Here is a 23405-nt window from a genome sequence, read left to right on the forward strand (position 1 = left end):
TCAGGCGCCAAGTTAGCCATAAAATGCCCCTGCTGACCATTCAAGGCCTGCCTGGCCCCCCGCTTGAGGTGCCTGCGGGCCGCACGGTGCTCGCTGCTATCCACGCCGCCGGCCACGACTGGTGGCACGCCTGTGGGGCTAAGGGCCGCTGCACCACCTGCCGGGTGCGCGTGCTGGCCGGTGCCGAAGCGCTAGCCCCGCCCACTGAGCCCGAGCTGCGCTACCGCGCCGCTGGCCGCCTGGGCGCCCACGAGCGGCTAGCCTGCCAGGCGCGGGTGCTGCCTACAGGCATCCCGGCTTAGTGTCGTACTTTGTACCTTAGCCTATAAAGCCAGTGGAAGCTTTTCTGATGGGCTTTTCTCACTTCTTATTTGTTTGCCTGTTGTTTACCGAGCCTCGCCGCCACTCCGATTTTCCGCGCCATCGGGGCTGGCTGGAAGTTATTTGCGGCTCCATGTTTTCGGGTAAAACCGAGGAGCTGATTCGCCGCCTCACCCGCGCCCGCATTGCGCGCCAGCGGGTCGAAATCTTCAAGCCTGCCCTCGATACCCGCTACCACGCCCAGGATGTGGTGAGCCACAACCAGAATAGTATCCGCTCGACGCCGGTGCAGTCGCCGAGCGAAATCCTGCTGCTGGCCGGCGGCGCCACCGATGTGGTAGGCATCGACGAGGCGCAGTTTTTCGACGAAAGCCTGGTCGAAATCTGCAAGCAGCTTGCTGACCAGGGCACGCGCGTTATCGTAGCCGGCCTCGACATGGACTACCTCGGCCGGCCCTTCGGCCCGATGCCAGCGCTGCTGGCCACCGCCGAGTTTGTGACCAAAGTGCACGCCGTGTGTGTGTGCTGCGGCGAGCTGGCGGCCTACTCATACCGCATTGCGGCCAGCGAAAAGCAGATTTTATTGGGCGAAACCGACAGCTACGAGGCCCGCTGCCGCCCCTGCTTTCTGGCCGGCGAAAGCGTGAAAACCCCGGGCCATGAGCAGCTGGCTGAAAATAAAAAGCACTAAATACAGCCTGGCATTGCGGCGTCAGCTCGCACTAGCCCCCGATTTTTGGCGTTGAATGCGGCATTTGCCTACTGTCTTGATTGCTACTTGCTTATGCCACGTTTTTTCGCCTGGTTTTTACTGTTGGCCCTGCTAGCCGCTGGGCGTGCGCGGGGCCAGGCAGCTTACGGCGACTGGCAGCTGCACTTGCCTGCCCGGCACCCCCTCTGCCTGGCCGATGCGGGCAGCCGGCTGTACGTGGCCGACGAGTCGTCGTTCTATTTCTACGATAAAAGCCTGCATACTACTCAAATGCTTTCGCGCCGCGATGGCTTCAACGATGTAGGGGTGGCCACATTAGCCTACGATTCAGCTTCAGCCAAGCTGGTGGTGGCCTATAGCAACGGCAACCTCGACGTAGTGGGGGCTAGCGGCGCGGTGCGCAATGTGGCCGATGTGGTGCGTAAGGCCGGACAAACGGCCAAAGGCGTGGTAAGGCAGGTGCAGATTTACAACGGGCTAGCCTACGTGAGCACCACCCTGGGCCTGGTAGTGCTCGACCTGGCCAAGCTCGAAGTGCGCGATACGTACAGCGCCATCGGCGCGGGCGGCGCGGTAGTGAGCGCTTACGCTGCGGCCGTGGTGCACGATACCATTTATGCCGCCACCTCGGCGGGCATTCTGCGCGGGCGCATTAGCTCGGCAGTGAACCTGCTCGACTACCGCAGCTGGACGGCGGAGGTGCCCAATGCGGGCTTGCCCACGCAGGTGTATACGCAGCTGGTAGTGTACCGGGGGCACGTAGTAGCCGGCGCCGACGCGCGCGGGCTCGACTATTTGGCTGGGGTAGGGGCGGCCCGCGCTTGGCGCTTTGCGTCTACTACCTACGCCGATGAGATGCGCCGCCTGCGCGTGAGCGCGGGCCAGCTATTGGTGGCCCAGACCAACACTCCCCTGCGTCGCTTCGATGCCAAAACGGGCGTAGTAGTAAACGTGATTCCGGTATCAGCCACTGGCAATATCATCAACGATGCGGTTGCGCAAGCCGATGGCACCTATTACGTGGCTAGCTACGATAAGGGCCTGCTACGCTTTGCCTCAGCCAATGCGCCGCCCGAGCTTATTCGGCCCAACGCCCCTGAGCAAGCCCTCGACTATAGCTTGCTCGCCGACGCGAGCACCAATACGGTAGACGTTTTCAGCGGCGGCTATGGCGGCGACAATGCCGTGCAGCAAGGTAGCCGCAATGGCTTTTATGAATACAAAGACAGGCAGTGGACTAATTATACTGCTTCCAACTACCCGTCACCGTCCGATTTTCCGAACCTGCTGGATATGTCACGCGGCACCCGCACGCCCGACGGCACGCTCTATATTGCCAGCTACGGCGAAGGCCTGCTGGAGTGGAAGGGGCCCGGCCAGTTCCGGCGGTTTACGCAGGGCACGCCGGGCTCACCGTTGCGCAGCAGCCTCGCCACGAGCGACCCGAACTACCCCTTTTTCGTGCGCGTGACCGACGTAGCGGCCGACCCCAACAGTGGCCGCGTGTGGGTCGTCAACCGCCACCCGGAGTTTCCGGGCGCGCCGGGTCTGTTTCGCTTTCGCCCCGCAAACAATACGTGGTTTTCGGTGCCTGCTTTTACAGGTTTTGAGAACCTCGACCGCGTTACAGTCGATAACTTCGGCAACCCCTGGGCCACGCAGTCGCGCAAGGGAGGCCAGGGCCTGGTGGCCTTCGATACCCTCAGCCAGAAGCCCTTTTATTTCAACACCAGCACCGGCCTGCCCAGCAACCTGCTCTACGATATTGTGTGCGACCGCAACGGCGACATCTGGGTGGGCACGGCGGCAGGCGTGGCTGTGTACAACGACCCTAGCCAGCTGCTGAGCGCGGCGGCCAGCGGCACCAGCCAGGGTGTGTTTCGCCTACCCCTGGTCACGCGCGGCGTCGGCACCGGCTTCAATGCCCTCTACAACGAAACTGTGCGCTGCATCGCCATCGACGGGGCCAACCGCAAGTGGCTGGGTACGCCCAACGGCCTCTGGCTGTTTAGTGCCGACTGCACCGAGGCGCTCCTCAACTTCACCACTGCCAACTCACCCCTGCCCAGCAACAGCGTCGTGGACGTGGCCGTGAACGACAAAACCGGCGAGGTCTTCGTCGCCACCGACGCGGGCCTAGTGAGCTACCGGGGCTCGGCCAGCGTCACCGATGGTACCCCTGGCTGCGCCCAGGTATCGCCCAACCCCGTGCGGCCCGAGTTTGCGGGCACCGTGGGCATCAGCGGCGTGGCAAACAATGCCCAGGTGCGCATCACCGACGTGGCCGGCCACCTCGTGTACAGCACGCACGCCGCGGGCGGCACCGTGACCTGGAACCTCACCGACACTGCCGGCCGCCGTGTGCGCTCAGGTATCTACCTGGTCCTCACCGCCGACGCCGAGGGCAAAAATACCTGCGTCAGCAAAGTAGCCGTATTGAGCAATTAGGGGACTAGTTGCGCGTAAAAAACGTTAGTTCTTTTGAACGTAGCGAAGCGCGCGGACCGGCCCAAACAGCCATACCTCGTGCAGCTGCGGGCTTTGCTAGTTCACTAGGCTAGCCCGGCCAGCTTGGCTTCTTGACTTACAGACTTATGCTAATTAAAACCCGCGGTATCGTATTGAGCTACCTCAAGTACCGCGAAACCAGTATTATCGCTCGCATCTACACCGAGCAGCGCGGCGTGCAGAGCTACCTCGTAAACGGCGTGCGCCGAGCTAAGCCCCCGGGGCGCATTGCGCTGTTTCAGCCCCTTACCTTGCTGGAGCTTGTGGCCTACGTGCCGCGCCAGGGTGGGGGCACCCTCACCCGGCTAGCTGAGTTTCGGTGTGCCGAGCCGTTTCGTTCCCTGCCCTACGATGTGCGCAAAAGCAGCGTGGCGCTTTTTCTGAGCGAAGTACTGAGCAAGTCGGTGCGTGAGGAAGAAGAAAACGCTTCGCTATTTCGTTTCCTGCACGATTCCATCCTGACTTTCGACCAGCAAGATGTGGGGGTAGAAAACTTTGGCCTGCTATTCTTGCTGCATCTTACTGACTACCTGGGCTTCGGCATCCGCAGCGGAACCGAGCTCATTGACCAGGTAGCCATGGCAGGCCCGGTAGCTGGCAGCGGCTTCAGCAGCGGCCCGGCCACATTGCGCCTGCGCGAGTTTGAGCACTATTTCGACGAGCTGCTGCAAGCTCCCGGTACCAGCACCATCCCTAGCGGTCAGGTGCGCCGCGAACTGTTGGCCGTGCTCATGCGCTACTACCAGCTGCACATCGAGGGCCTGGGCGAAATAAAATCGCTGGAAGTACTCAGCGAAGTGCTTAGCAGCTAAGCTGTATAAAAGCTAAAACGCCCCGTCAAGCCATGCTTGACGGGGCGTTTTAGCTTTTACTGACCGCGAAGGGGCCTAGCGGCAAGTTTGCTGGCGACTCACTTCTTGCTCGCTTTGTGCGGGGCGGCTTTCTTAGTAGCAGGCTTAGCCGTATGTTTCGTGGCCGGCTTGGCAGCGGGGTGTTTGGCTGCCGGGGTAGTGGCGGTGCCTTTCACGTCTACCAGCTCCACGTCGAAGCGCAGGTTGGCATCGGCCGGAATGTCGGCCCCAGCGCCGCGCGAGCCGTAGGCCAGCGTCGAAGGAATGATAAGCGTAGCCGTGCTTCCCTTGGGCAGCATGGCAATGCCCTGGTCCCAGCCCGGAATTACCTGTCCCGTGCCCAGCGTAAAGTCGAAGGGCGTGCCGCCGTGCTTGGCCGACGAGTCAAATTCTTTGCCCGTAGCCAGTACTGTGCCGCGGTAGCGCACGCTCACCGTTTGCCCGGTCTGGGGTAGCGGCCCGGCGCCGCGCTTGGTGATGACGTACCAGGTGCCCCCGGCAGTTTTCTTGGCCTTTTCCGTCATGTTATTCGCCTTCAGATACGCGGCAATGGCCGCGTTGTCCTTGGGCATTTGCTCGGCCAGGTGGGCTTTGGCGCGGCGCTGCTGCTCGGCCATCGCATCTTGCTGCAGGCGCTGCGCTGCGGCCATCGCGGTAGCCTGGTCTACGAGTCGTACGGCTGTGGTTTGCAGTACTAGCACGTTGCCGCTGCGCCGTAGCTCAGCCGGCACCGGGCGGCCCCGAAACAGCGAGTCGGCCGACAGGCGAAACACGGCGCTGTCGCCGGGCTGCAAAATAGCCATTGCTTCCTCGGGCGAGCCTTTGCGGAAGCCCGAAGTCAGCGGAATAGGCACCGGCTGGCCGTGCGTCAGCTGCCGCGAGCTTTGCAGCACCGAGTCGCGGCCCGTGAGGTAGCTCACGTGCATCAGCATAAACTTGCCGGCCCGCGAGGTGTCGGTGGGGCTAGGGGCGGCGGTGAGGGCGCGGGGAGCGTACTTCCCGGTCGCATCGCGCCGAAACAGCTTGTATTCGGTGCCGCTGGGCAGGCGTGCGAAGCCGGGCGCCGGGGGAGTAGTTTGAGCCGCGACTGGCCCTAGGGCCAAGCCAGCAGCCGCCAGCAATAAGAGCAGGAAGCGTTGCATAAGCAGGGGGTAAAACAAAGCCGCCACGCCAAAACGGCGTGGCGGCAATAACGAGTTTTAGGCTTAAAATAGGCCTAGCGGCCCGCCGGAGGAGCCATCGACGGCGCGGCGGCTGCCGGTGCATTGGCAATATCCGTTACTTCGATATCGAAGCGCAGGGGCGAGTTGGCCGGGATAGCGGGCGGCGAGCCCTGCTTGCCGTAGGCCAGCGACGACGGGATGAGGATGGTAGCCTTGCTACCCTTGTTGAGCTGCTGCAGGGCGGCATCCCAGCCCGGAATCACCTGGCCGCGGCCTACCGGGAACGAGAACGGCTGCCCGCCGTGCTTGGCCGACGAGTCGAACTCCTTGCCATCAAGCAGAGCGCCGCGGTATTGTACCGTCACGGTCTGGCCGGCTTTGGCATTAGAGCCCGTGCCGGGCTGCGTAGTGATGATATATACCCCGCTAGGGTCCTTCTTGGCATTGGCCAAGTTGTTTTTCTTCATGTAGTCCTGCAGGGCAGCATCATCTACTTTGTCCTGCGTGGCGGCGTAGGCGCGCATCTGGCGCTGCTGCTCGGCCATCATCTTCTGCTGGTCGGCCATGGCGTCGGCCATCGCGGCGTCGCGGGTTTGCAGGTTCACGGCCTTCACTGTGAGGATGATGTAATTGCCTTTCTTCTTCAGGTTGGCCGGGGCCAGCATGTGGGCGTTGCGCTTGTAGAGCGTGTCGGCGTTGAAGCGGAATACGCCGCTGTCGCCGGGCTGTAGCAGGGCAAATGCCTCGGGCTCAGCCCCTAGCTGCTTGGCCGTGAGGGCTTCGAGCGGGATGCGCACCGGCACGCCAAACTGGCGCTCGCGCGATTTCATCATCACCGAGTCGCCGGCCGTGCGGTACTCGATGTGGGCCGACATCACCTTGCCCACGCGGTCTTTGTAAGTAGCGTCTTCGCCACCAGCCACGTCGCGGCGCGCGCCGTCTTTCGTGAAAATCTTATACTCGATGCCCGACTTGGTTTTGGCATAGTCGCCGCCGCCTTTGTTGCACGATGACAGGAAGGAAGCTACGCTGAGCACGCCTGCCGCTAGGGCCAGGTGCCGGGCCGCGCCGGGCCGGAAGGAAAATTGCATGAAAACAAAAAGTTGGAATAAAGACAGAACCCGCCCCAAAGTTAGGCGATGGGCGGCGCAACTGCTACGGGTACTGGCGCCACGGGCGTGCTCACCAGCTGTGCCTGGTACTGGGGCAGCAGCCCTACAAAGCGGTCTACGGTAGCATCCAGCGACTCATTGCTGACGCCGCCCGAGGCGTTGTGGTGCCCGCCACCGTCGAAGTGGTTGCGCGAAAAGTCGCTCACCGAAAAGTCGCCTACCGAGCGGAACGAGATTTTTACGGCCGAGCCGCGGTCGATGAATACAGCTGCCAGCACAATGCCCTCGATGCTGAGCGCATAGTTTACTAGGCCCTCCGTATCACCGGTTTTACTTTCGTAGTCGCGCAGTTCCTGCTGGGTCACGGCGATGTAGGCCGTGTTGAACTCGCGCAGCACCGTGAGCTTATCTTTCAAAATATAGCCCAGGAAACGCAGGCGGATTTCGGAGTGCGAGTCGTAGATGCGGCGGTGCACCGAGGCCAGGTCGATGTGCGCATTTAGCAGCTCGGCAATGATGAGGTGCACGTTGCGCGAGGTGCTAGGGTGCCGAAACGAGCCCGTATCGGTCATAATGCCGGCGTAGAGCGCCTCGCCCATGCCCTGGTCGATGAGGTCCTGGTCGCCGAGGGCGCGGATAATCTCAAAAATCAGCTCGGCCGTGGCGGCCGCCGTGGGGTCAGAAAAGCTGACGTCGGCAAAGTTCTCGGGGCGCTGGTGGTGGTCGATGAGCACCTTGGTGCCCGGCGCCCGGCGCACGTACTCGCCTAGCTCGTTGATGCGGCCCAGGCAGTTAAAGTCGAGGCAGAAAAGCAGGTCGGCGCGGTTCACGAGGTCGCGCACCTGGCGGTCGTTCTGACGCGGCTCGTACACCACCACTTCCTCGTTGCCCTGCATCCAGTTGAGGAACGCCGGGTAATCGGAAGGGGTGACAACGGTCACGGAATGGCCTTTTTTCTTTAGATAGCTCGCCCAGGCCAGCGAAGACCCTAGCGCGTCGGCATCAGGCTTGTGGTGCGTGGTAATAAAAATCTGCCGGGGCTGGGCCAGCAGCGTTTGCAACTCGGATACGGAAGGAAACATCGACGACGTGAAAGGCCTACGAATGCACTTGAAAAAGCGCCAGGCAGCTAGCCAGACGCAAACGGGCCGGCAAAGGTCGGCATGAATTGGGTTTCAACAATCAACCGCCTTGGGAAGGTTCGGCAAAAGCCCACTGGCGCGCGGAGGCTAGGGGCGCTATCGTGGGGCAGCCCTACCTTTGCCGCCTCAAACCACTTACATTTCCCGCAGAAAAGAATGGCAACCAATCGCACCTTCACCATGATTAAGCCCGACGCCGTGGCCGAAAACCACATCGGCGGCATCCTGAGCATGATTGAGCAGGGCGGCTTCCGCATTGTGGAGCTTCAGAAAGTAAACCTGACGCCCGAGCGCGCCGGCGAGTTTTACGCCGTGCACAAAGAGCGTCCTTTCTATAACGACCTGGTGAAATACATGTCGAGCGGCCCCATCGTGGCGGCCATCCTCGAGAAAGACAACGCCGTGACTGACTTCCGCACCCTCATCGGCGCCACCAACCCGGCCAATGCCGAAGAAGGCACTATTCGCAAGAAGTACGCGAAGAGCATCGAAGCCAACGCCGTGCACGGCTCGGACTCGGACGAGAATGCTCAAATCGAAGGCAACTTCTTCTTCGGCAAGTAAGGCAACTAAAGCGAGCTCGCTAGGGCCGCTAATGCCAAAAAGGCCGCTCTGCATGGTGCAGAGCGGCCTTTTTCTTTATGCTGAAACCAGACCTTTTTTGTGCTAATTATGTGCCGATAAGCTTAGGTTTCGCGGCCGAACCCGATACGTGCGCCGCCCTTGGGCTCGCTCACGAAGGTAGCATCTTCACGGTTATAGATGTCTGCCAACGACATAGCTTCGGTTATGGGCGCGGTCTGGCCGAGCGCGGTGGCCAGCCCTTGTGCTTTGGGCTGGGCTAGGGCCTCGAAGGCATAAGAAGCAATGAGGCGGCCCTTGCGCAGCAGCGCTTTGTCGATGCGGGCCAGGTCTGCGTTGAAGGTACAGATAATCTGAATATGAAAGCCATCGCTCAGCAGCCCATCGCTGAGGTTGAGCAGGTTGCTGACGGCGTTGCTGCCGGTGGCGTCGCGCTTGGTTAGCAGCTCTTCCGCATCCTCGATAAGCAGGATGGAGTTGGTATTGTCGTGCAGCAGGTTGATAAACTCGGGGTCGGCAATGCGCAGCGCCAGATTGGGCGGAATGAACAGCTTGGGCTTATCGGTAAGGCCGCAGAGGTGGCGGATGTAGCTGGTTTTGCCGGTGCCGGGCGGGCCGTGTAGTATCACCAGGCCCTTGTCGTCGGGCTTTTGCAGGCGCTTCACGATGGCCTCGTGCACGGGCAGCAGGTCATCGTTGTAATTGGTAGCCAGGTCGAGCGCCGGAATTTTAAGCGGCAGCGGGGTGAAGTCAAGGTCACCACTACTCATTCTCAAAACTTTAATGCGCTGGCGCTCTATTTTACCATCTGCTAATTGTGAAACGAGTAGCGCACGTACCCTTTCAAGCAAGGTAACATCTGTATTTGCTGAATAGAAGAGCTGTGCGCCTTGGTCACCATACATCGTCCCATGCCGCTCAAAATAGAGTAGCAATTTTGGTCCTAAAGAAAGTCCGTAATAATACCAGCTAGGGGTGCTATCTACCTCATCAATTCCTACCGACCGTGCAACAATCTCATAGTTTATAGGCTGCCCTGGCACTGAAGCAAGGCCGTCTATGACTAGCTGACGGGCATCAGCACTGGTTAGTTGATATACTTCACGATAAGCAAGCTCCTGATAGCGCGCATAAAACCAAGCAGCTGGAATAAAATCGCCATAGTCGTCGAGGCTAACAGAAAAGTCAGGGTTAGCCACCGGAAACGGAGTGTGAGCCATCTATAATGATTAAAATGGGTTTGCAGCTACGCCGCCACGGCCGGCTCAGCGTATTTGCTTTCCAGCGCCTCGTGCTTGTGCTTGAAAATGAACACAAACAGCACCGCAATCACTAGGGCGTAGGCCGCAAAGGCCAGCCAGATGCCGTGCCAGTCCTTATTGCCGCTGGCATCGGTGAAGTAGTGCTGGATAACCAAGCCGCTGATGGAACTGCCCAGCACTGCCCCAAAGCCGTTGGTCATCATCATAAACAAGCCCTGGGCGCTGGCCCGGATGCTGGGCTGGGTCTGGGTTTCGACAAACAGCGAGCCCGAAATATTGAAAAAGTCGAAGGCCATGCCGTATACGATGCACGAGAGGATAATCATCCAGAGGCCCTCGGCCGGGTTAGCAAAGGCTAGCAGACCAAAGCGCAGCACCCAGGCCACCATGCTGAATAGCATTACCTGCTTGATGCCGAAGCGCCGCAAAAAGAAGGGAATAGCCAGGATGAACAGCGTTTCCGAAATCTGCGAAATTGACATGATGAATGCCGGGTGCTGCACCGAGAGCGTGTCGCGGTAGGCCGGCACTTTGTCGAAGTCGTGCAGGAAGGTATCGCCATAAGCATTGGTGAGCTGCAAAGCGGCCCCTAGCAGCAGGGCAAAGGCGAAGAAAGTTGCCAATTTGCGGTCGCGCAGCAAGGCAAACGACTTAAGGCCCAGCGCATCGACCAGCGAGCGGCCCGAGGCGCCCTTCGAGGGTGGCGGGCAGGCCGGCAGCGTAAAGGCATAGAGCCCTAGCAGCAGCGCGGCAGCGGCGGCCACGTAAAACTGATTGGCCGACTTTTCGAAACCCAGAAAGGTAACCGTCCACATGGCTGCGATGAACCCCACTGTGCCCCACACCCGAATGGGCGGGTAATCCTTCACCACGTCGAGGCCCTGGCTCTTCAGCGCCGAGTATGACACGGCGATGGAGAGCGAAAGCGTGGGCATGTAGAAAATCATGTTCAGCAGGATAACCCAGAAGAACACGCCGGGGTCAGTTACCAGCGGAATGGTGCACAGCGTGAGGCCACCCAGGATGTGCAGCACGCCGTAGAGCTTCTCGGCATTCACCCACTTATCGGCCACGATGCCCATGAGCGAGGGCATGAAGATAGACGCGATGCCCATCGTGGAAAAGATGGCACCAAACTGCGCGCCCGACCAGTTTTTGGTTTGAAACCAGTACGCGCCAATCGTAATCAGCCACGCACCCCAGATAAAAAACTGGAGGAAGCTCAGAATAGTAAGACGCAGCTTAATGCTCATGGCAGGCGAAGCGTTAAAATTTCAGAAAAAGGGCTTTTGCGCCTAAAGTTACACTAAATCTGGTGTGCGCCGCGCCGAGCGCGTAGCATTGCGGTAACAAGCCCGAACGCCCAATCAAGAACCGCTAGGGCACAAAAAAGCCCTCCTGCGTGCAGCAGGAGGGCTAGCCAACTGTAGCGCGGACTTTGTAGTCCGCGTTCTGATGCGGCAGGTAGCGAGGTGTGGACTACAGACGTCCGCGCCACACTACTTAGCTGCCTCGTAGTTCTTGTTAACCTGGTCCCAGTTGATGAGGTTGAAGAAGGCCGCGATGTAGTCGGGGCGCTTGTTCTGGTACTTGAGGTAGTAGGCGTGCTCCCACACGTCGAGGCCCAGGATGGGGAAGCCTTTGCAGCCGGTGTCGGGCATCAGCGGGTTGTCCTGGTTGGGCGTCGAGCAGATTTGCAGCGAGCCGTCGGGCTGCTTGCAGAGCCACGCCCAGCCCGAGCCGAAGCGCGTGGTGGCGGCTTTGGTAAACTCTTCCTTGAACTTGTCGAATGAGCCGAAGGCCTGGTTGATTTTATCGGCTACCACGCCGGTGGGCTGGCCACCGCCGTTGGGGCTCAGGATGGTCCACCACAGCGAGTGGTTCCAGTGGCCGCCGCCATTGTTGCGAATAGCCGGGCTAGCCTTGGCAATGTTGTGCAGTATCTCTTCGAGGCTCTGGTTCTCAAACTCGGTGCCGGCGATGGCAGCGTTGAGGTTGGTCACGTAAGCCTGGTGGTGCTTGGTGTGGTGAATTTCCTGGGTTTGCGCGTCAAACGTGGGTTCGAGGGCGTCGTAGGAATACGGCAGCTTGGGCAGTTCAAAAGCCATGGTGCGGGTGTTTTAAAGTGAAAAGATGGATGGCGCAGGTATAACCCCCAACAGGCCGCCGGGGTTACGGCCACCCGCTGGGCGCCCCAAAAGTAGGCTAGCCCCGCTTCTGTTTGAAAAACGATTGCATAAGCGCCGTGCAGTCGGCCGCGCACACGCCCGCTCGCACCTTGGTGCGCGGATGCAGCAGGCCCAGCGCATGCCGCCGATAGCCGGTTTTGGGTTCCTCGGCGCCAAAGACCACGGCCCCGAGCTGCGCCCAGGCGCTAGCCCCGGCGCACATTACGCAGGGCTCCACGGTCACGTAAAGGGTGCAGTGGGTGAGGTACTTATTGCCTAAGTGGTTGGCGGCCGCCGTGAGGGCGAGCATTTCAGCGTGGGCCGTCACGTCGCGCAGCTGCTCGGTCTGGTTGTAGCCCCGGCCAATTATCATCCCGTCAAGCACCACCACCGCCCCAATCGGAATTTCGCCCGCCGCCAGCGCCCGCTGCGCCTCGGCTAGGGCCTGCCGCATAAAGTATTCGTCGGTGAGCATAAAATCGGCTGTCATTGCGAGCAGAGCGAAGCAGGTACAGCCGACCAAAAGCTGGCGGGTGTCGTTCGGGTGCGCTTGCTTCGCTCTGCTCGCAATGACAGCCGATTTCTATAGCAATAACGCACGGCTTATTTCAGGCTGATATCGCCGAGCGCTGCCTGCGCAATAGGGCGCCACTGCGCCTGCTCCTCGGCCGGAGCCGAAAACGAGAAGATATACAGCTGCTGGCCCTGCACAGCATACTCGATGTACTCGTATTTTTTAATGGGAGCCAGGGCGTTAGACCCACGGCGGCTGTCGCTCATAGTTGAGACAAACTCCAGGGCCACAAAGTCGCGGCCGTTGACTTTGCGTACTTCCTGGGTCAGGAAGTCAACTTTGGTGTAGAGGCGCTGCACGCTGGCCTTGTACATGGGCAGCAGCACGTTATAGTCGGGCCCGAAGGTGGTGGGCCGCACCGATACGCTGTAATCTACGCGCCCGCTCGGGTTGCTGTACACGGCCAGCGGCTTGCGCGGCGACGGAAACTTGACGGCAATGGCCGCATCGGGCAGTGGCGCAAAGCCCTGCGGCACTGCTACCGACAAGCCGGGCGCGAGCTTCACCGTGGTTAGCTTGGGCTTGGGGGCAAAACTGGTGAGCGTGAGCGTAACGGCGAGCAGCGAAAGAGTTTTCATAGGCGGGGCAAAAGTAGGGGCAGATGAATTGGTAGCTCGAAAAAGCTAGAACGTCATGCTGCGCAACGAGAAGCATCGCGCTCGCACCGCTAGGGTACTAACCCCAACGATTTGAGCGGGATGCTTCGACAAGCGCAGCATGACGTTCTAAAGGAGAAAGCAGTAGGCAGCTAGCGGCGCACCACCGTCGGGTACTTAATACGCACCTTCTTCCAGTACACGTAGTTGCCCGTTTTGGCTTCTACCAGGTAAGTGCCGGCCTGAATATGGCCCAGGTCCACGGGCTCGCCGGTGTTGTTCTGCGGGTCGAGGGCCTGCTGATACACCACCTTGTTCTTGTAGTCCGTCATCACCAGCGTGCCGGGCTTGGTAAATTGCTGCGTGAAGCTGAGCATCACGCTATTAGAATTGGGCTTGGGGAAGATGTCGATGCCCGACAGCGTTTCAACCCGCTTGATGGGGCCGTCGAGCGTCACGGCCGGGGCTTCGCCCTTTGCCTTTATTTCGGTGCCACCGTCGTATTTGTTTTTGGTTTTGACTTTCGTTTGGGCCTGGGCGGCGCCGGCCGTGAGCAAGGCGGCCGCTAGGGCCAGCGAAGAAAGAAATTTCATGGTCAGGAAGGAAAAATAAACCGGCGACGCAACGCCGTCGCTAGGCTCACTTGCATACTCCGTACCAAACTAAGAGGTTGGATTAGGTCGGCTTTCAACCTGTCACAGCGAAAAAGCCGTGTGGCTAGCCCGTCCCAGCGGCCTAACTTTGCCCGAAATACTATTGCCATGTTAAGAACGCACACCAACGGCGAGCTTCGCCAAGAAAACGTCGGCCAAACCGTCACCCTCGTGGGCTGGGTACAGCGCACCCGCGACAAAGGCGGCATCCTCTGGATAGACCTGCGCGACCGCTACGGCATCACGCAGCTAGCCCTCGAAGAAGGCGTGGAAAGCGAAGAAGTCCGCGAGAAGGCCCGCACCCTGGGCCGCGAATTTGTGGTATCGGTAACCGGCAAAGTGGCCGAGCGCTACTCCAAAAACGCACACATCCCAACCGGCGACATCGAGGTTCGCGTCGAGAAAATCGAGGTGCTGAACCCCGCCAAGCTGCCGCCCTTCCTCATCGAAGACGACACCGACGGCGGCGACGAGCTGCGCATGAAGTACCGCTACCTCGACCTGCGCCGCACACCCGTGCGCAACAACCTGATGCTGCGCCACCGCATGGCCCAGGCCGTGCGCCGCTACCTCGACGGCCAGGACTTTATCGAAGTTGAAACGCCCGTGCTCATCAAGAGCACGCCCGAAGGTGCCCGCGACTTTGTGGTGCCCTCGCGCATGAACCCCGGCGAGTTTTACGCCCTGCCGCAGTCGCCACAGACGTTTAAGCAATTGCTGATGGTGTCGGGCTTCGACCGCTACTTCCAGATTGTAAAGTGCTTCCGCGACGAAGACCTGCGCGCCGACCGCCAGCCTGAGTTCACGCAGATTGACTGCGAAATGGCCTTCGTAGAACAGGAGGACATCCTTAATACCTTCGAGGGCCTGGTGCGCTACCTGTTTAAGGAAATCAAAAACCTGGATTTTCCCACCGTGCCCCGCATGGAATACGCCGACGCCATGCGCTGGTACGGCAACGACAAGCCCGACGTGCGCTTCGCCATGAAGTTTGTGGAACTGAACGACGTGGCGCAAGGCCAGGGCTTCCCGGTGTTCGACAGCGCTGAGCTGGTAGTGGGCATCAATGCCGCCACCTGTGCCGCCTATACCCGCAAGCAGCTCGACGAGCTGACGGCTATGGTAAAGCTGCCGCAGGTGGGGGCCACCGGCCTCGTATACGCCCGCGTAGAATCGGGCGGTGTGGTGAAGTCGTCGGTCGATAAGTTCTACTCGCAGGAAGAATTGCAGAAGTGGAAAACGGCTTTCAACGCCAACGAAGGCGACCTGCTGCTCATCATGGCTGGCCCGGCTGAGAAAACCCGCAAAGCGCTTTCGGTGCTGCGACTCGAAATGGGCCAGCGCCTCGGCCTGCGCGACAAGGATACCTTCGCCCCGCTGTGGGTCGTTAATTTCCCGCTGCTGGAGTACATCGAAGAGGAGGGCCGCTACTTTGCCATGCACCACCCCTTCACCTCGCCCAAGCCCGATGACCTGCACCTGCTCGACAGCCCCGCCACCATCGGCCAGGCCCGCGCCAATGCTTACGACTTGGTTATCAATGGCGTAGAAGTGGGCGGCGGCTCCATCCGTATTCACGACCGCGCCGTGCAAGCTCGTATGTTCTCGCTGCTAGGCTTCTCGCCCGAGGAAGCGCAGGCCCAGTTCGGCTTCCTGCTCGACGCCTTCGAGTATGGCGCGCCGCCCCACGGCGGCATCGCCTTCGGCTTCGACCGCCTCTGCTCGCTCTTCGGCGGCGCCGACAGCATTCGCGACTTCATTGCCTTCCCCAAAAACAACTCGGGGAGAGATGTGATGATAGACTCGCCCTCACCGATTTCGGATAAGCAGCTGACGGAGTTGAGTATCAAGACGGATGTGGTGGTGAAGTAGTGTATGAAACGCCGCAGTTTCAAGTCGGGCGAAATAGCTTACGAATACATCATAGGCTATTCGCAGGGGACTATTTTGTTCGACTTGATACTTGGCCTTTGCTTGCTTTTTGGTGGGCTAGCACTCTCGCTCTGGATAAGAAGCTGGCTTGGGCTTTTTTGGCCGATACTTGGTGTATTCTCAATATGGCAAGCAGTTAAGCGTTTTCGGCAGCAAGGACCTCAACTAAAAATTGGTCGGCAAGGCATATGGAGTATTAAAACTAATTTTTTGCCTTGGGGAAGAACTCTGCCAATTATAAAGATGGAAGTGGGTTATCGCTCCGTTTCGACCTACTTAGTTCTCCTTAACCGATTCAATCAGCACCAAGAGTTGGCAAGGTTCAACCTGCGCGAATTAGATATCGAAGCTCGCATGTTGAAAGTCTATATCAAGGAGCTTGCTCCAAAGCTATAATGAACAAAAGCGGCCACTGAAACTCAGTGGCCGCTTTTGTTTTAAGAAAAAATGATGCTAGAAATTCCGTTCGCCCGTTTCGCGCTTACCCAGCATCACCGAGCCAACCATTGCAGCCAGCAGCAGGATGGAAGCTAGCTCAAAAGGCAGCGAATACTGCTTGAACAGTACGAGGCCTAGCTTGTCTACCATGCCCACTTGCGAGTTGAAGGTGGCAGCATCGTATCCCACAGGCTGCACGTTGCGCAACGCTGCCACCATGATGAGCAGCAGCGAGCCACCCGCAATAGTGGCGGCAATCTTGGCTAGGGCCGGCTTGTGCGGCTCCGTATCCTCGTTCAGGTTCAGGAACATAATCACAAACAGGAATAGCACCATGATAGCGCCAGCGTATACAATGATGTTCACGGCGGCCAGAAACTGCGCATTAAGCGTCAGGTAATGGGCCGAGAGGGTGAAGAACGTGAGAATGAGGAACAGCACGCTGTGCACCGGGTTTTTGGCCAGTACCACCCCTAGCGCACTCAGCAGGGCAACGAATGACAGGAAGAGAAAGAGAGACATACAGTAGCGCGGACTTTGTAGTCCGCGTTTGAACGATGATAAAAGGTGTTGCCGTGCAAACGCGGACTATGAAGCCCGCGCTACATTATGCGGATTGCAGCTGGCTGCGCAGCTTCTCTGCCTGCTCGGGCGTGAGCTGAATGCCGCGCTTCGAGCGCGCATCTGGCGACACAGGCTCTACCAAGCGGTCTTTGCCGTAAATAAACTCATCACGTTCGTAGCGCGGCGGGGCCATTTTGTCGGCTTGCAGGTAGATGGCTGCCTTCGGGCAGGCCTCTTCGCAAAGACCGCAAAAGATGCAGCGCAGCATATTGATTTCGTAGCTGACGGCGTATTTCTCCTCCCGGTAGAGGTTCTGCTCGCCTTTTTTGCGCTCGCCGGCCACCATTGTGATGGCTTCGGCGGGGCAGGCTACGGCGCACAGGCCGCAGGCCGTGCAGCGCTCACGGCCCTGCTCATCGCGCTTAAGCACGTGCAGGCCACGGAAGACCGGCGAAAACGGGCGCGTTTCCTCGGGGTAGCGAATGGTAACCTGTTTCTTGGTAGCAGCCCGGAAAAAGTGCTGCATCGTAATAGACAATCCCTGAAAAATCGCCGGCAGATAGGCGCGCTCGGCGAGCGTCATCGGCTTTTTTTCCAGTTTCTTGGCGCGGTTGCTTAGCGATTCCATATAAGTCGGTAGAGGGAGTAGGGGAGGGCTAGCCACGGAGGCAGCTTACCACCACTGCTTGATTTCGGGGATGATGCCGGTCGTGATGAGGCCACCCGTGAGCAGAATATTGAAGATGGCCAGCGGGATGAGAATCGTCCAGCCCAAGCGCATCAGCTGGTCGTAGCGGAAGCGCGGCAGCGTCCAGCGCACCCACATGAAGAAGAAGATGAAAGCAAAAATCTTGGCAAACACCGTTACCACGCCCAGAATGGCGATGATATTCTGCGAAGCATCGAGCGAGAGGCCCCGTGAAGTGTGCAGCCACTCGCGCAGCTCGTACTGGAACGGGAAGTTGAAGCCACCGAAATAAATAACACTCATCACGGCCGAAGCCACAAACACGTTCACATATTCAGCAAACAGGTACAGGCCCATCTTCATCGAGCTATACTCGGTGTGATAGCCGGCAACTAGCTCGGTTTCGCACTCGGGCAAGTCAAAAGGCGTGCGGTTGGTTTCGGCAAAAGCACACACGAGGAAGATAATGAAGCCCAGCGGCTGCTTCACGATGTTCCAGAAGTGCCACTCGCCGGGTACCGACTGCTGCAGGGTAATGTCGCGCAACGACAGCGAACCCGACATCATGAGCACGGCAATCAGGGCCAGGCCCATCGCTAGCTCGTAGCTAATGTTTTGCGAAGCAGCCCGAATGGCCCCTAGCAGCGAAAACTTGTTGTTAGAAGCCCAGCCGCCAATCATGATGCCATATACCCCTAGCGACACGATACCGAACACGTAGAGCATGCCCACGTTGATTTCGATGCCCTGCAAGTGCACCACGGTAGTGCCAAACTTGAGGAAGCTGCCGAATGGAATGACGGCCGATGACATCAGTGCCGTAATCATGGCCAGGCAGGGGCCAAAGATGAATAGCGCCTTGTTAGCCCCACTCGGAAAGAATTCCTCTTTGGTAAACAGCTTCACGGCATCGGCTAGAGGCTGAGCTAAGCCAAAAGGGCCGGCGCGGTCGGGGCCCACGCGGTCTTGCAAAAACGCGGCAATCACGCGCTCGGCGTAGGTGCAATAAGTGGCAATCAGCAGTGAAATACCAAATACTACCAGAATAACCAGCCCTTGCCAGCCTAAAGATTCAAGAGACATATCAGGAAAAATAGCAGCTTAGAAAGAAGTCCCGCTAGGGCCGCCCAGCTTCAGCGGTGGGTTTTGCTCGAGCTCGCGCACAGTGCTTTCGGGCAGGTCGGCAATTACTTGCGGATTGATAACGGGCAGCTCGTAGTGGTTGGCCGAGATAACCGACGAGCGGTCGATGTGCGCCGGGCCTTCGATAACCCAGTCGGCCGTTTCCTTTTTCTCGAAGCGGCACTCGTTGCAAATCCACTCTTTTACCTCACCGTATTCGTCCTTGCGGGCGGTTACGCGTAGCACGTCTTTGCCCTTGTACCACAACGTTACGTGCCCGCTGCACTTCTCGTGCGAGCACTCGCGGTGGGCGTTCACCGGTTTGGTAAACCATACGCGCTGCTTGAAACGGAAGGTCTTATCGGTGAGCGCGCCCACTGGGCACACGTCAATCACATTGCCGATAAAATCGTTGTCAAGCGCGTTTTCGATGTAGGTGCCGATTTCGGCAGCGTCGCCGCGGCCTAGCACGCCGTGCACGCGGGCGTCAGTCACTTGGTTGGCCGTATACACGCAGCGGTAGCACAGGATGCAGCGCGTCATGTGCAACTGAATGTAGGGGCCGATGTCGATTTTCTCGAATGTGCGGCGCTCTTCCTCATAGCGCGTGGTGCTCACGCCGTGCTCAAAGGCAAAGTTTTGCAGGTCGCACTCACCCGCTTGGTCGCACACGGGGCAATCGAGCGGGTGGTTGATGAGCAGCATTTCCACAATGCCCTTACGGACATCAAGCACTTGCTGGCTGGTAGTGTTTTCGACCACCATGCCATCTTGCACCGGCGTAATACACGAGGCTACAAGCTTCGGCATAGGGCGCGGGTCTTTGGCCGAGCCAGCAGCTACGCGCACCAAGCAGGCGCGGCACTTCCCGCCGCTGCCCTTCAGGGGCGTGTAGTAGCACATGGCAGGCGGCACCACGCTGCCCCCAATTTTGCGGGCCGCGTTGAGGATAGTAGTGCCATCGGGCACTTCCACCTCAATTCCGTCGAAGGTTATTTTAGCCATTATCTTAATCGAAATACAAATAGTAGGAGGCGTAACCTCTGAAAATTACGCCATTACCAGGTTGCCCCGGTACACAGCGCCGGGCTGGGTCGCCTCTTTGGGGTGCGTCACGTGCCACTCAAACTCATCGCGGAAGTGACGCACGGCGGCGGCTACCGGCCACGCGGCAGCTTCGCCAAGCGGGCAGATGGTATTGCCTTCAATCTGCTTAGCTACGCTCACAATCAAGTCAATGTCGTGCATCGAGCCGTGGCCATGTTCGAGGCGGTGCAGCACTTTTTCAAGCCAGCCGGTGCCTTCGCGGCAGGGCGAGCACTGGCCGCAGCTTTCGTGGTGGTAAAAGCGCGAGAAATTCCAGGTGTTTTTCACGATGCACGTCGTTTCGTCCATCGCAATAAAGCCACCCGACCCTAGCATAGTGCCCGTCACGAAGCCCCCATCGCTAAGCGACTCGTAGGTCATGAGGCGCGGCTCGCCAGCGGCCGTTTTTAGAATCAACTCTTTAGGGAGAATTGGTACTGAGGAGCCACCGGCTACTACAGCCTTCAATTCACGGCCTTTCCAGATACCGCCGCAGTATTCATCAGAGTAGATAAACTCCTCTACCGGCACCCCTAGCTCTAGCTCGTAGATGCCGGGCTTATTGAGGTGGCCGCAAGCTGAAAACAGCTTGGTGCCGGTGCTACGGCCCACGCCAATCTTCGCATACTCATCGCCACCCATGTTCAGGATGGGCACCACGGCCGCAATACTCTCCACGTTGTTTACCACCGTGGGGCGAGCATAAAGACCCTGCACGGCCGGAAACGGCGGCTTGTTGCGCGGGTTGCCACGCTTGCCTTCCAATGACTCTAGTAGAGCAGTCTCTTCACCGCAGATATAAGCGCCCCCACCGGGGTGCACGTGCAAATCAAGCGAATAGCCCGAGCCTTGGATGTTTTCTCCCAGGAAGCCCGCAGCGTAAGCCTCGGCAATAGCTTTCTCTAGAATACGCAGCACGTACAACAACTCGCCCCGGATGTATATATAGCTGGTGCGAGCCCCTAGCGCGTAGCTGCCCGCAATCATGCCCTCGATGAGCAGGTGCGGCAGCTTCGACATCAGGTAGCGGTCCTTAAACGTGCCGGGCTCCGACTCGTCGGCGTTGCAGACGAGGTAGCGCGGCACGCCTTCGGGCTTAGCCAGGAAGCTCCACTTCATGCCGGTAGGGAAGCCCGCGCCGCCGCGCCCGCGCAGGCCCGACTTTTTCACTTCTTCAACTACCTCTTCGGGCGTCATTTTCAGCGCCTTCTCTACGGCGCGGTAGCCGCCATGCTTGCGATAAACGGCGAAGGTTTCAATGCCTTCAACGTTGACGTGTTCGGTTAATAGCTTGCGTCCCATAATCTTAACCTATTCGCTGTTAGTTATTTTGCAGTGAGGTGGGCAAGCCATTTTCTTCCCAGGGTAGTATGGGCCGATGCACCATACCCTTGAGCTCGGTCAGCATGGCATTTACATTCTCCTCGGTATCGAGCGACTCGTAGTATTTCTCACGCACCTGCACCACTGGGGCAAAGCCGCAGGCTGCCAGGCACTCCACTTCCTTTAAAGTGAAAAGACCATCGGGCGAGTTGCCGCCAACTTTGGCTCCGGTGAGGCGCTCCAGGTGGGCCGTCAGTTCATCAGAGCCGCGCAACATGCACGGACCAGTGCGGCAGATTTCAATAACATGCTTTCCTACCGGCTTGAGGTTGAACATGGTGTAGAACGTACTCACCTCGTATACTTCAATCGGCCGCAGGTCTAGCGTTTCGGCCACCAGGTCTTGCACCTCGGGGCTTACCCAGCCGCCAAACTCGGCCTGCGCGATGTGGAGCACAGGTAGTAGGGCCGACTTGCGGCGGTCGTCGGGGTAATGCGTGAGTAGGCGCTTAATCTCCGCCTGGGCGGCGGGCGAAAACTGGGGTTTGGCAGCGGTAGTCGGCTCCATATCAGGTACTTTCAACTTTAAAACTAGGCGTCCAGCTCGCCGGCAATCACATTCATCGACGACAAAATCACGATGGCATCCGAGAGGCTCGTGCCCACCACCATTTCCGAATAGGCTTGGTAGTAGATGAAGCAGGGCCGACGGAAGTGCAGGCGGTAAGGGGTGCGGCCGCCATCGGAGATAAGGTAGAACCCTAGCTCGCCATTACCGCCTTCCACTGAGTGGTACACTTCACCAACCGGCGCGTCGATTTCGCCCATGATGATTTTGAAGTGGTAAATCAACGCCTCCATGTTTTTATACACGGCCTGCTTGGGAGGCAGGTAGTAGTGCGGCGCATCGGCGTGGAAAGGGCCATCGGGCAGCTTGTCAAGTGCCTGATTGATAATGCGCAGGCTCTGCCAAATCTCCTCGTTGCGCACCAAGAAACGGTCATAGGTATCGCCGTTGGTGCCCACCGGGATGTCGAACTCGAAGTCTTCGTAAGAAGAGTAAGGGTTCATTACCCGCACGTCGTAGTCGACGCCCGCAGCCCGCAGGTTGGGGCCGGTGAAACCGTAGTTCAACGCCTTTTCCGCCGAGATAGGGCCCACGTTTACCACGCGGTCCATGAATATGCGGTTGCGGTTAAACATGGCCTCGAACTCCTTCATCACGGGCGGAAATTCCTTCAGCCACTTGCGTAGCTTTTCGAGTGCTACCGGCGAGAAGTCGCGCTCCATGCCGCCGACGCGGCCCATGTTGGTGGTAAGGCGCGAGCCGCAGACTTCTTCGTAAATCTCGTAAATCTTCTCTCGCTCCTGAAATACGTAGAGGAAGCCGGTGAAAGCGCCCGTATCTACGCCCAAGATAGAATTACAGATGAGGTGGTCGGCGATACGCGCCAACTCCATCATAATCACGCGCATATATTGCGCGCGCTTCGGCACCGTGATGCCGAGCAGCTTCTCTACCGTCATGTGCCAGCCCATATTGTTGATGGGCGACGAGCAGTAGTTCATGCGGTCGGTGAGCGGCGTAATCTGATAGAATGGCCGCCGCTCGGCGATTTTTTCAAACGCGCGGTGGATGTAGCCGATAGTGGGCACACCCGACACAATGCGCTCGCCATCCATTTGCAGGATGTTCTGAAAAATACCGTGCGTAGCTGGGTGCGTCGGACCCAGATTGAGGGTCGTCAGCTCCTGGGAGAAGTCGTTGAGCGTGGGCACAAGCTGGCCGCTCTGCTGCTCCTTTGCTTCTTCAATAATGCGATGCGTCCCTTCGAGGGTGTCGTTTACTGCCATTTTATATTGTCATCCTAAGTGCAGCCAATGACTTTATCACGTCCGGGCCGCTAGGGTACTGTTTCCGGCGAAGGCTATCGTGATAAGATGCTTCCTTCGTCAGCATGACACTTCTAAAAATTACCGACCAAAAAACAGGTCGGTTTTGTCTTCGCGGGTGCCATCTTCAAGGGGGTACTGCCGGCGCATGGGATGATAATCCATGTCTTCCACATTGAGAATGCGGCGCAGGTTGGGGTGCCCGGTGAAGATGATGCCGAAGAAGTCGTAGGCCTCACGCTCCATCCAGTTGGCGGTGGCGTAGAGGTCGGTGAGTGTGGGCACCACCGGGTCGGCCAGGGGGAAGAAAATCTTGATGCGCAGCCGGATATTGTGCACCAGGCTGTGCAGGTGATAAATCATCCCGAGCTCCTGGTTAAGGTTCTCGGGATAATGAATACCGCACATGGTCGTCAGGAAGCGAAACTTAAGCGTTTCATCCTGCTGCAAGCCGGCCACGATACCGTGGATGTGCTCGCGCTTAGTGGTTACCGTAAGCAAGCCGTAAGGCTCCTGCACATCCGTAAACGTGGCTTCGCCAAACAGGCTGTGCAGCAGGGCTAGCACCTGCGCATTTTGCTGAGCGGTAGGGTCTAGGGCGGCAGCAGTTTCCTGGGCGGCAGTTGATTCTTCTTTGGTCGGGTCAGCCATATTTAAGCTGTCAGCTTATAGCTGTTAGCTGTTAGCTTTTTACTGAAACACTTCAAAGGCAAGA

At 58.7% G+C, this 23405-nt stretch carries 24 protein-coding genes; 7 read left to right on the forward strand and 17 right to left on the reverse strand.

Going from position 1 to position 23405, the window contains the following annotated elements; genetic code table 11:
* Window positions 1–23 precede the first annotated feature (23 nt).
* From J4D99_RS16035 to recO, 4 genes are all read left to right on the forward strand, one after another.
* Entirely contained in the window at window positions 24–302 is a 279-nt protein-coding gene (locus J4D99_RS16035; RefSeq protein ID WP_208132749.1) for a 2Fe-2S iron-sulfur cluster-binding protein, read from the forward strand.
* Window positions 303–382: 80 nt separating this feature from the next.
* The gene (locus J4D99_RS16040) at window positions 383–1012 is read left to right on the forward strand and encodes a thymidine kinase (protein ID WP_236018697.1); all 630 of its coding nucleotides are present in this window, start codon (window positions 383–385) and stop codon (window positions 1010–1012) included.
* A 93-nt stretch (window positions 1013–1105) separates the two neighbouring features.
* A complete protein-coding gene (gene porZ, locus J4D99_RS16045; protein ID WP_208132751.1) occupies window positions 1106–3481 on the forward strand; it encodes a type IX secretion system anionic LPS delivery protein PorZ in 2376 nt (791 codons plus the stop codon).
* Between the two features lie 146 nt (window positions 3482–3627).
* Complete coding sequence (gene recO / locus J4D99_RS16050; protein WP_208132752.1) at window positions 3628–4353, forward strand: DNA repair protein RecO; 726 nt, start codon at window positions 3628–3630, stop codon at window positions 4351–4353.
* Between the two features lie 98 nt (window positions 4354–4451).
* Here the strand turns inward: recO and J4D99_RS16055 are convergent, their stop codons facing one another.
* From J4D99_RS16055 to J4D99_RS16065, 3 genes are all read right to left on the reverse strand, one after another.
* On the reverse strand, window positions 4452–5534 hold the full coding sequence (locus J4D99_RS16055) for an FKBP-type peptidyl-prolyl cis-trans isomerase (RefSeq protein WP_208132753.1): 1083 nt from the start codon (window positions 5532–5534) through the stop codon (window positions 4452–4454).
* Between the two features lie 74 nt (window positions 5535–5608).
* Entirely contained in the window at window positions 5609–6646 is a 1038-nt protein-coding gene (locus J4D99_RS16060) for an FKBP-type peptidyl-prolyl cis-trans isomerase (protein WP_208132754.1), read from the reverse strand.
* A gap of 41 nt (window positions 6647–6687) precedes the next feature.
* Window positions 6688–7749 carry a DHH family phosphoesterase gene (locus tag J4D99_RS16065; protein ID WP_208132755.1) on the reverse strand — a complete coding sequence of 354 codons (1062 nt, stop codon included), beginning with the start codon at window positions 7747–7749 and terminating at the stop codon, window positions 6688–6690.
* 216 nt (window positions 7750–7965) lie between these two features.
* Between J4D99_RS16065 and J4D99_RS16070 the strand changes: the two genes are divergently transcribed.
* On the forward strand, window positions 7966–8373 hold the full coding sequence (locus J4D99_RS16070; protein ID WP_208132756.1) for a nucleoside-diphosphate kinase: 408 nt from the start codon (window positions 7966–7968) through the stop codon (window positions 8371–8373).
* 122 nt (window positions 8374–8495) lie between these two features.
* Here J4D99_RS16070 and J4D99_RS16075 read toward each other — a convergent pair whose 3' ends face one another.
* The 6 genes from J4D99_RS16075 to J4D99_RS16100 form a co-directional block, all read right to left on the reverse strand.
* Window positions 8496–9161 carry an AAA family ATPase gene (locus tag J4D99_RS16075; RefSeq protein WP_208132757.1) on the reverse strand — a complete coding sequence of 222 codons (666 nt, stop codon included), beginning with the start codon at window positions 9159–9161 and terminating at the stop codon, window positions 8496–8498.
* A gap of 476 nt (window positions 9162–9637) precedes the next feature.
* Window positions 9638–10906: a nucleoside permease gene (locus J4D99_RS16080; protein WP_208132758.1), complete on the reverse strand. Its 1269-nt coding sequence runs from the start codon at window positions 10904–10906 to the stop codon at window positions 9638–9640.
* 246 nt (window positions 10907–11152) lie between these two features.
* Window positions 11153–11761, reverse strand: coding sequence for a superoxide dismutase (locus J4D99_RS16085; protein ID WP_208132759.1), 609 nt, complete (start codon window positions 11759–11761; stop codon window positions 11153–11155).
* A gap of 97 nt (window positions 11762–11858) precedes the next feature.
* The gene (locus J4D99_RS16090) at window positions 11859–12311 is read right to left on the reverse strand and encodes a nucleoside deaminase (protein ID WP_236018698.1); all 453 of its coding nucleotides are present in this window, start codon (window positions 12309–12311) and stop codon (window positions 11859–11861) included.
* Window positions 12312–12424: 113 nt separating this feature from the next.
* Window positions 12425–12973 carry a hypothetical protein gene (locus J4D99_RS16095; protein ID WP_208132760.1) on the reverse strand — a complete coding sequence of 183 codons (549 nt, stop codon included), beginning with the start codon at window positions 12971–12973 and terminating at the stop codon, window positions 12425–12427.
* 170 nt (window positions 12974–13143) lie between these two features.
* On the reverse strand, window positions 13144–13584 hold the full coding sequence (locus tag J4D99_RS16100) for a T9SS type A sorting domain-containing protein (protein ID WP_208132761.1): 441 nt from the start codon (window positions 13582–13584) through the stop codon (window positions 13144–13146).
* Window positions 13585–13752: 168 nt separating this feature from the next.
* Here J4D99_RS16100 and aspS point away from each other — a divergent pair, with 168 nt between their 5' ends.
* Entirely contained in the window at window positions 13753–15516 is a 1764-nt protein-coding gene (aspS, locus tag J4D99_RS16105) for an aspartate--tRNA ligase (protein WP_208132762.1), read from the forward strand.
* Between the two features lie 3 nt (window positions 15517–15519).
* Complete coding sequence (locus J4D99_RS16110) at window positions 15520–15972, forward strand: hypothetical protein (RefSeq protein WP_208132763.1); 453 nt, start codon at window positions 15520–15522, stop codon at window positions 15970–15972.
* A 57-nt stretch (window positions 15973–16029) separates the two neighbouring features.
* Here J4D99_RS16110 and J4D99_RS16115 read toward each other — a convergent pair whose 3' ends face one another.
* The 8 genes from J4D99_RS16115 to J4D99_RS16150 form a co-directional block, all read right to left on the reverse strand.
* Window positions 16030–16536, reverse strand: coding sequence for an NADH-quinone oxidoreductase subunit J family protein (locus J4D99_RS16115; protein WP_208132764.1), 507 nt, complete (start codon window positions 16534–16536; stop codon window positions 16030–16032).
* An 85-nt stretch (window positions 16537–16621) separates the two neighbouring features.
* The gene (locus J4D99_RS16120; protein WP_236018699.1) at window positions 16622–17206 is read right to left on the reverse strand and encodes a NuoI/complex I 23 kDa subunit family protein; all 585 of its coding nucleotides are present in this window, start codon (window positions 17204–17206) and stop codon (window positions 16622–16624) included.
* Between the two features lie 45 nt (window positions 17207–17251).
* Window positions 17252–18349, reverse strand: coding sequence for an NADH-quinone oxidoreductase subunit NuoH (nuoH, locus tag J4D99_RS16125; protein ID WP_208132765.1), 1098 nt, complete (start codon window positions 18347–18349; stop codon window positions 17252–17254).
* 18 nt (window positions 18350–18367) lie between these two features.
* Window positions 18368–19393, reverse strand: coding sequence for an NADH-quinone oxidoreductase subunit G (locus tag J4D99_RS16130; protein ID WP_208132766.1), 1026 nt, complete (start codon window positions 19391–19393; stop codon window positions 18368–18370).
* 45 nt (window positions 19394–19438) lie between these two features.
* On the reverse strand, window positions 19439–20776 hold the full coding sequence (gene nuoF / locus J4D99_RS16135) for an NADH-quinone oxidoreductase subunit NuoF (protein WP_208132767.1): 1338 nt from the start codon (window positions 20774–20776) through the stop codon (window positions 19439–19441).
* Between the two features lie 19 nt (window positions 20777–20795).
* Complete coding sequence (locus tag J4D99_RS16140) at window positions 20796–21365, reverse strand: NADH-quinone oxidoreductase subunit NuoE family protein (protein ID WP_208132768.1); 570 nt, start codon at window positions 21363–21365, stop codon at window positions 20796–20798.
* Window positions 21366–21388: 23 nt separating this feature from the next.
* The gene (gene nuoD, locus J4D99_RS16145) at window positions 21389–22651 is read right to left on the reverse strand and encodes an NADH dehydrogenase (quinone) subunit D (RefSeq protein WP_208132769.1); all 1263 of its coding nucleotides are present in this window, start codon (window positions 22649–22651) and stop codon (window positions 21389–21391) included.
* 120 nt (window positions 22652–22771) lie between these two features.
* Window positions 22772–23341 carry an NADH-quinone oxidoreductase subunit C gene (locus J4D99_RS16150; protein ID WP_208132770.1) on the reverse strand — a complete coding sequence of 190 codons (570 nt, stop codon included), beginning with the start codon at window positions 23339–23341 and terminating at the stop codon, window positions 22772–22774.
* Between the last annotated feature and the right edge of the window lie 64 nt (window positions 23342–23405).

Origin of the sequence: Hymenobacter sp. BT559, assembly GCF_017571525.1 — a bacterium.
Taxonomy (GTDB): Bacteria; Bacteroidota; Bacteroidia; order Cytophagales; family Hymenobacteraceae; genus Hymenobacter; species Hymenobacter ginsengisoli.

Excerpts from the sequence above, each read along its gene's own strand:
- J4D99_RS16035 (WP_208132749.1), top strand. The coding sequence starts at position 24 with ATGCCCCTGCTGACCATTCAAGGCCTGCCTGGCCCCCCGCTTGAGGTG.
- porZ (WP_208132751.1), top strand. The coding sequence starts at position 1,106 with ATGCCACGTTTTTTCGCCTGGTTTTTACTGTTGGCCCTGCTAGCCGCT.
- recO (WP_208132752.1), top strand. The coding sequence starts at position 3,628 with ATGCTAATTAAAACCCGCGGTATCGTATTGAGCTACCTCAAGTACCGC.
- J4D99_RS16055 (WP_208132753.1), bottom strand. The coding sequence starts at position 5,534 with ATGCAACGCTTCCTGCTCTTATTGCTGGCGGCTGCTGGCTTGGCCCTA.
- J4D99_RS16060 (WP_208132754.1), bottom strand. The coding sequence starts at position 6,646 with ATGCAATTTTCCTTCCGGCCCGGCGCGGCCCGGCACCTGGCCCTAGCG.
- J4D99_RS16065 (WP_208132755.1), bottom strand. The coding sequence starts at position 7,749 with ATGTTTCCTTCCGTATCCGAGTTGCAAACGCTGCTGGCCCAGCCCCGG.
- J4D99_RS16070 (WP_208132756.1), top strand. The coding sequence starts at position 7,966 with ATGGCAACCAATCGCACCTTCACCATGATTAAGCCCGACGCCGTGGCC.
- J4D99_RS16075 (WP_208132757.1), bottom strand. The coding sequence starts at position 9,161 with ATGAGTAGTGGTGACCTTGACTTCACCCCGCTGCCGCTTAAAATTCCG.
- J4D99_RS16080 (WP_208132758.1), bottom strand. The coding sequence starts at position 10,906 with ATGAGCATTAAGCTGCGTCTTACTATTCTGAGCTTCCTCCAGTTTTTT.
- J4D99_RS16085 (WP_208132759.1), bottom strand. The coding sequence starts at position 11,761 with ATGGCTTTTGAACTGCCCAAGCTGCCGTATTCCTACGACGCCCTCGAA.
- J4D99_RS16090 (WP_236018698.1), bottom strand. The coding sequence starts at position 12,311 with ATGACAGCCGATTTTATGCTCACCGACGAATACTTTATGCGGCAGGCC.
- J4D99_RS16095 (WP_208132760.1), bottom strand. The coding sequence starts at position 12,973 with ATGAAAACTCTTTCGCTGCTCGCCGTTACGCTCACGCTCACCAGTTTT.
- J4D99_RS16100 (WP_208132761.1), bottom strand. The coding sequence starts at position 13,584 with ATGAAATTTCTTTCTTCGCTGGCCCTAGCGGCCGCCTTGCTCACGGCC.
- aspS (WP_208132762.1), top strand. The coding sequence starts at position 13,753 with ATGTTAAGAACGCACACCAACGGCGAGCTTCGCCAAGAAAACGTCGGC.
- J4D99_RS16110 (WP_208132763.1), top strand. The coding sequence starts at position 15,520 with ATGAAACGCCGCAGTTTCAAGTCGGGCGAAATAGCTTACGAATACATC.
- J4D99_RS16115 (WP_208132764.1), bottom strand. The coding sequence starts at position 16,536 with ATGTCTCTCTTTCTCTTCCTGTCATTCGTTGCCCTGCTGAGTGCGCTA.
- J4D99_RS16120 (WP_236018699.1), bottom strand. The coding sequence starts at position 17,206 with ATGGAATCGCTAAGCAACCGCGCCAAGAAACTGGAAAAAAAGCCGATG.
- nuoH (WP_208132765.1), bottom strand. The coding sequence starts at position 18,349 with ATGTCTCTTGAATCTTTAGGCTGGCAAGGGCTGGTTATTCTGGTAGTA.
- J4D99_RS16130 (WP_208132766.1), bottom strand. The coding sequence starts at position 19,393 with ATGGCTAAAATAACCTTCGACGGAATTGAGGTGGAAGTGCCCGATGGC.
- nuoF (WP_208132767.1), bottom strand. The coding sequence starts at position 20,776 with ATGGGACGCAAGCTATTAACCGAACACGTCAACGTTGAAGGCATTGAA.
- J4D99_RS16140 (WP_208132768.1), bottom strand. The coding sequence starts at position 21,365 with ATGGAGCCGACTACCGCTGCCAAACCCCAGTTTTCGCCCGCCGCCCAG.
- nuoD (WP_208132769.1), bottom strand. The coding sequence starts at position 22,651 with ATGGCAGTAAACGACACCCTCGAAGGGACGCATCGCATTATTGAAGAA.
- J4D99_RS16150 (WP_208132770.1), bottom strand. The coding sequence starts at position 23,341 with ATGGCTGACCCGACCAAAGAAGAATCAACTGCCGCCCAGGAAACTGCT.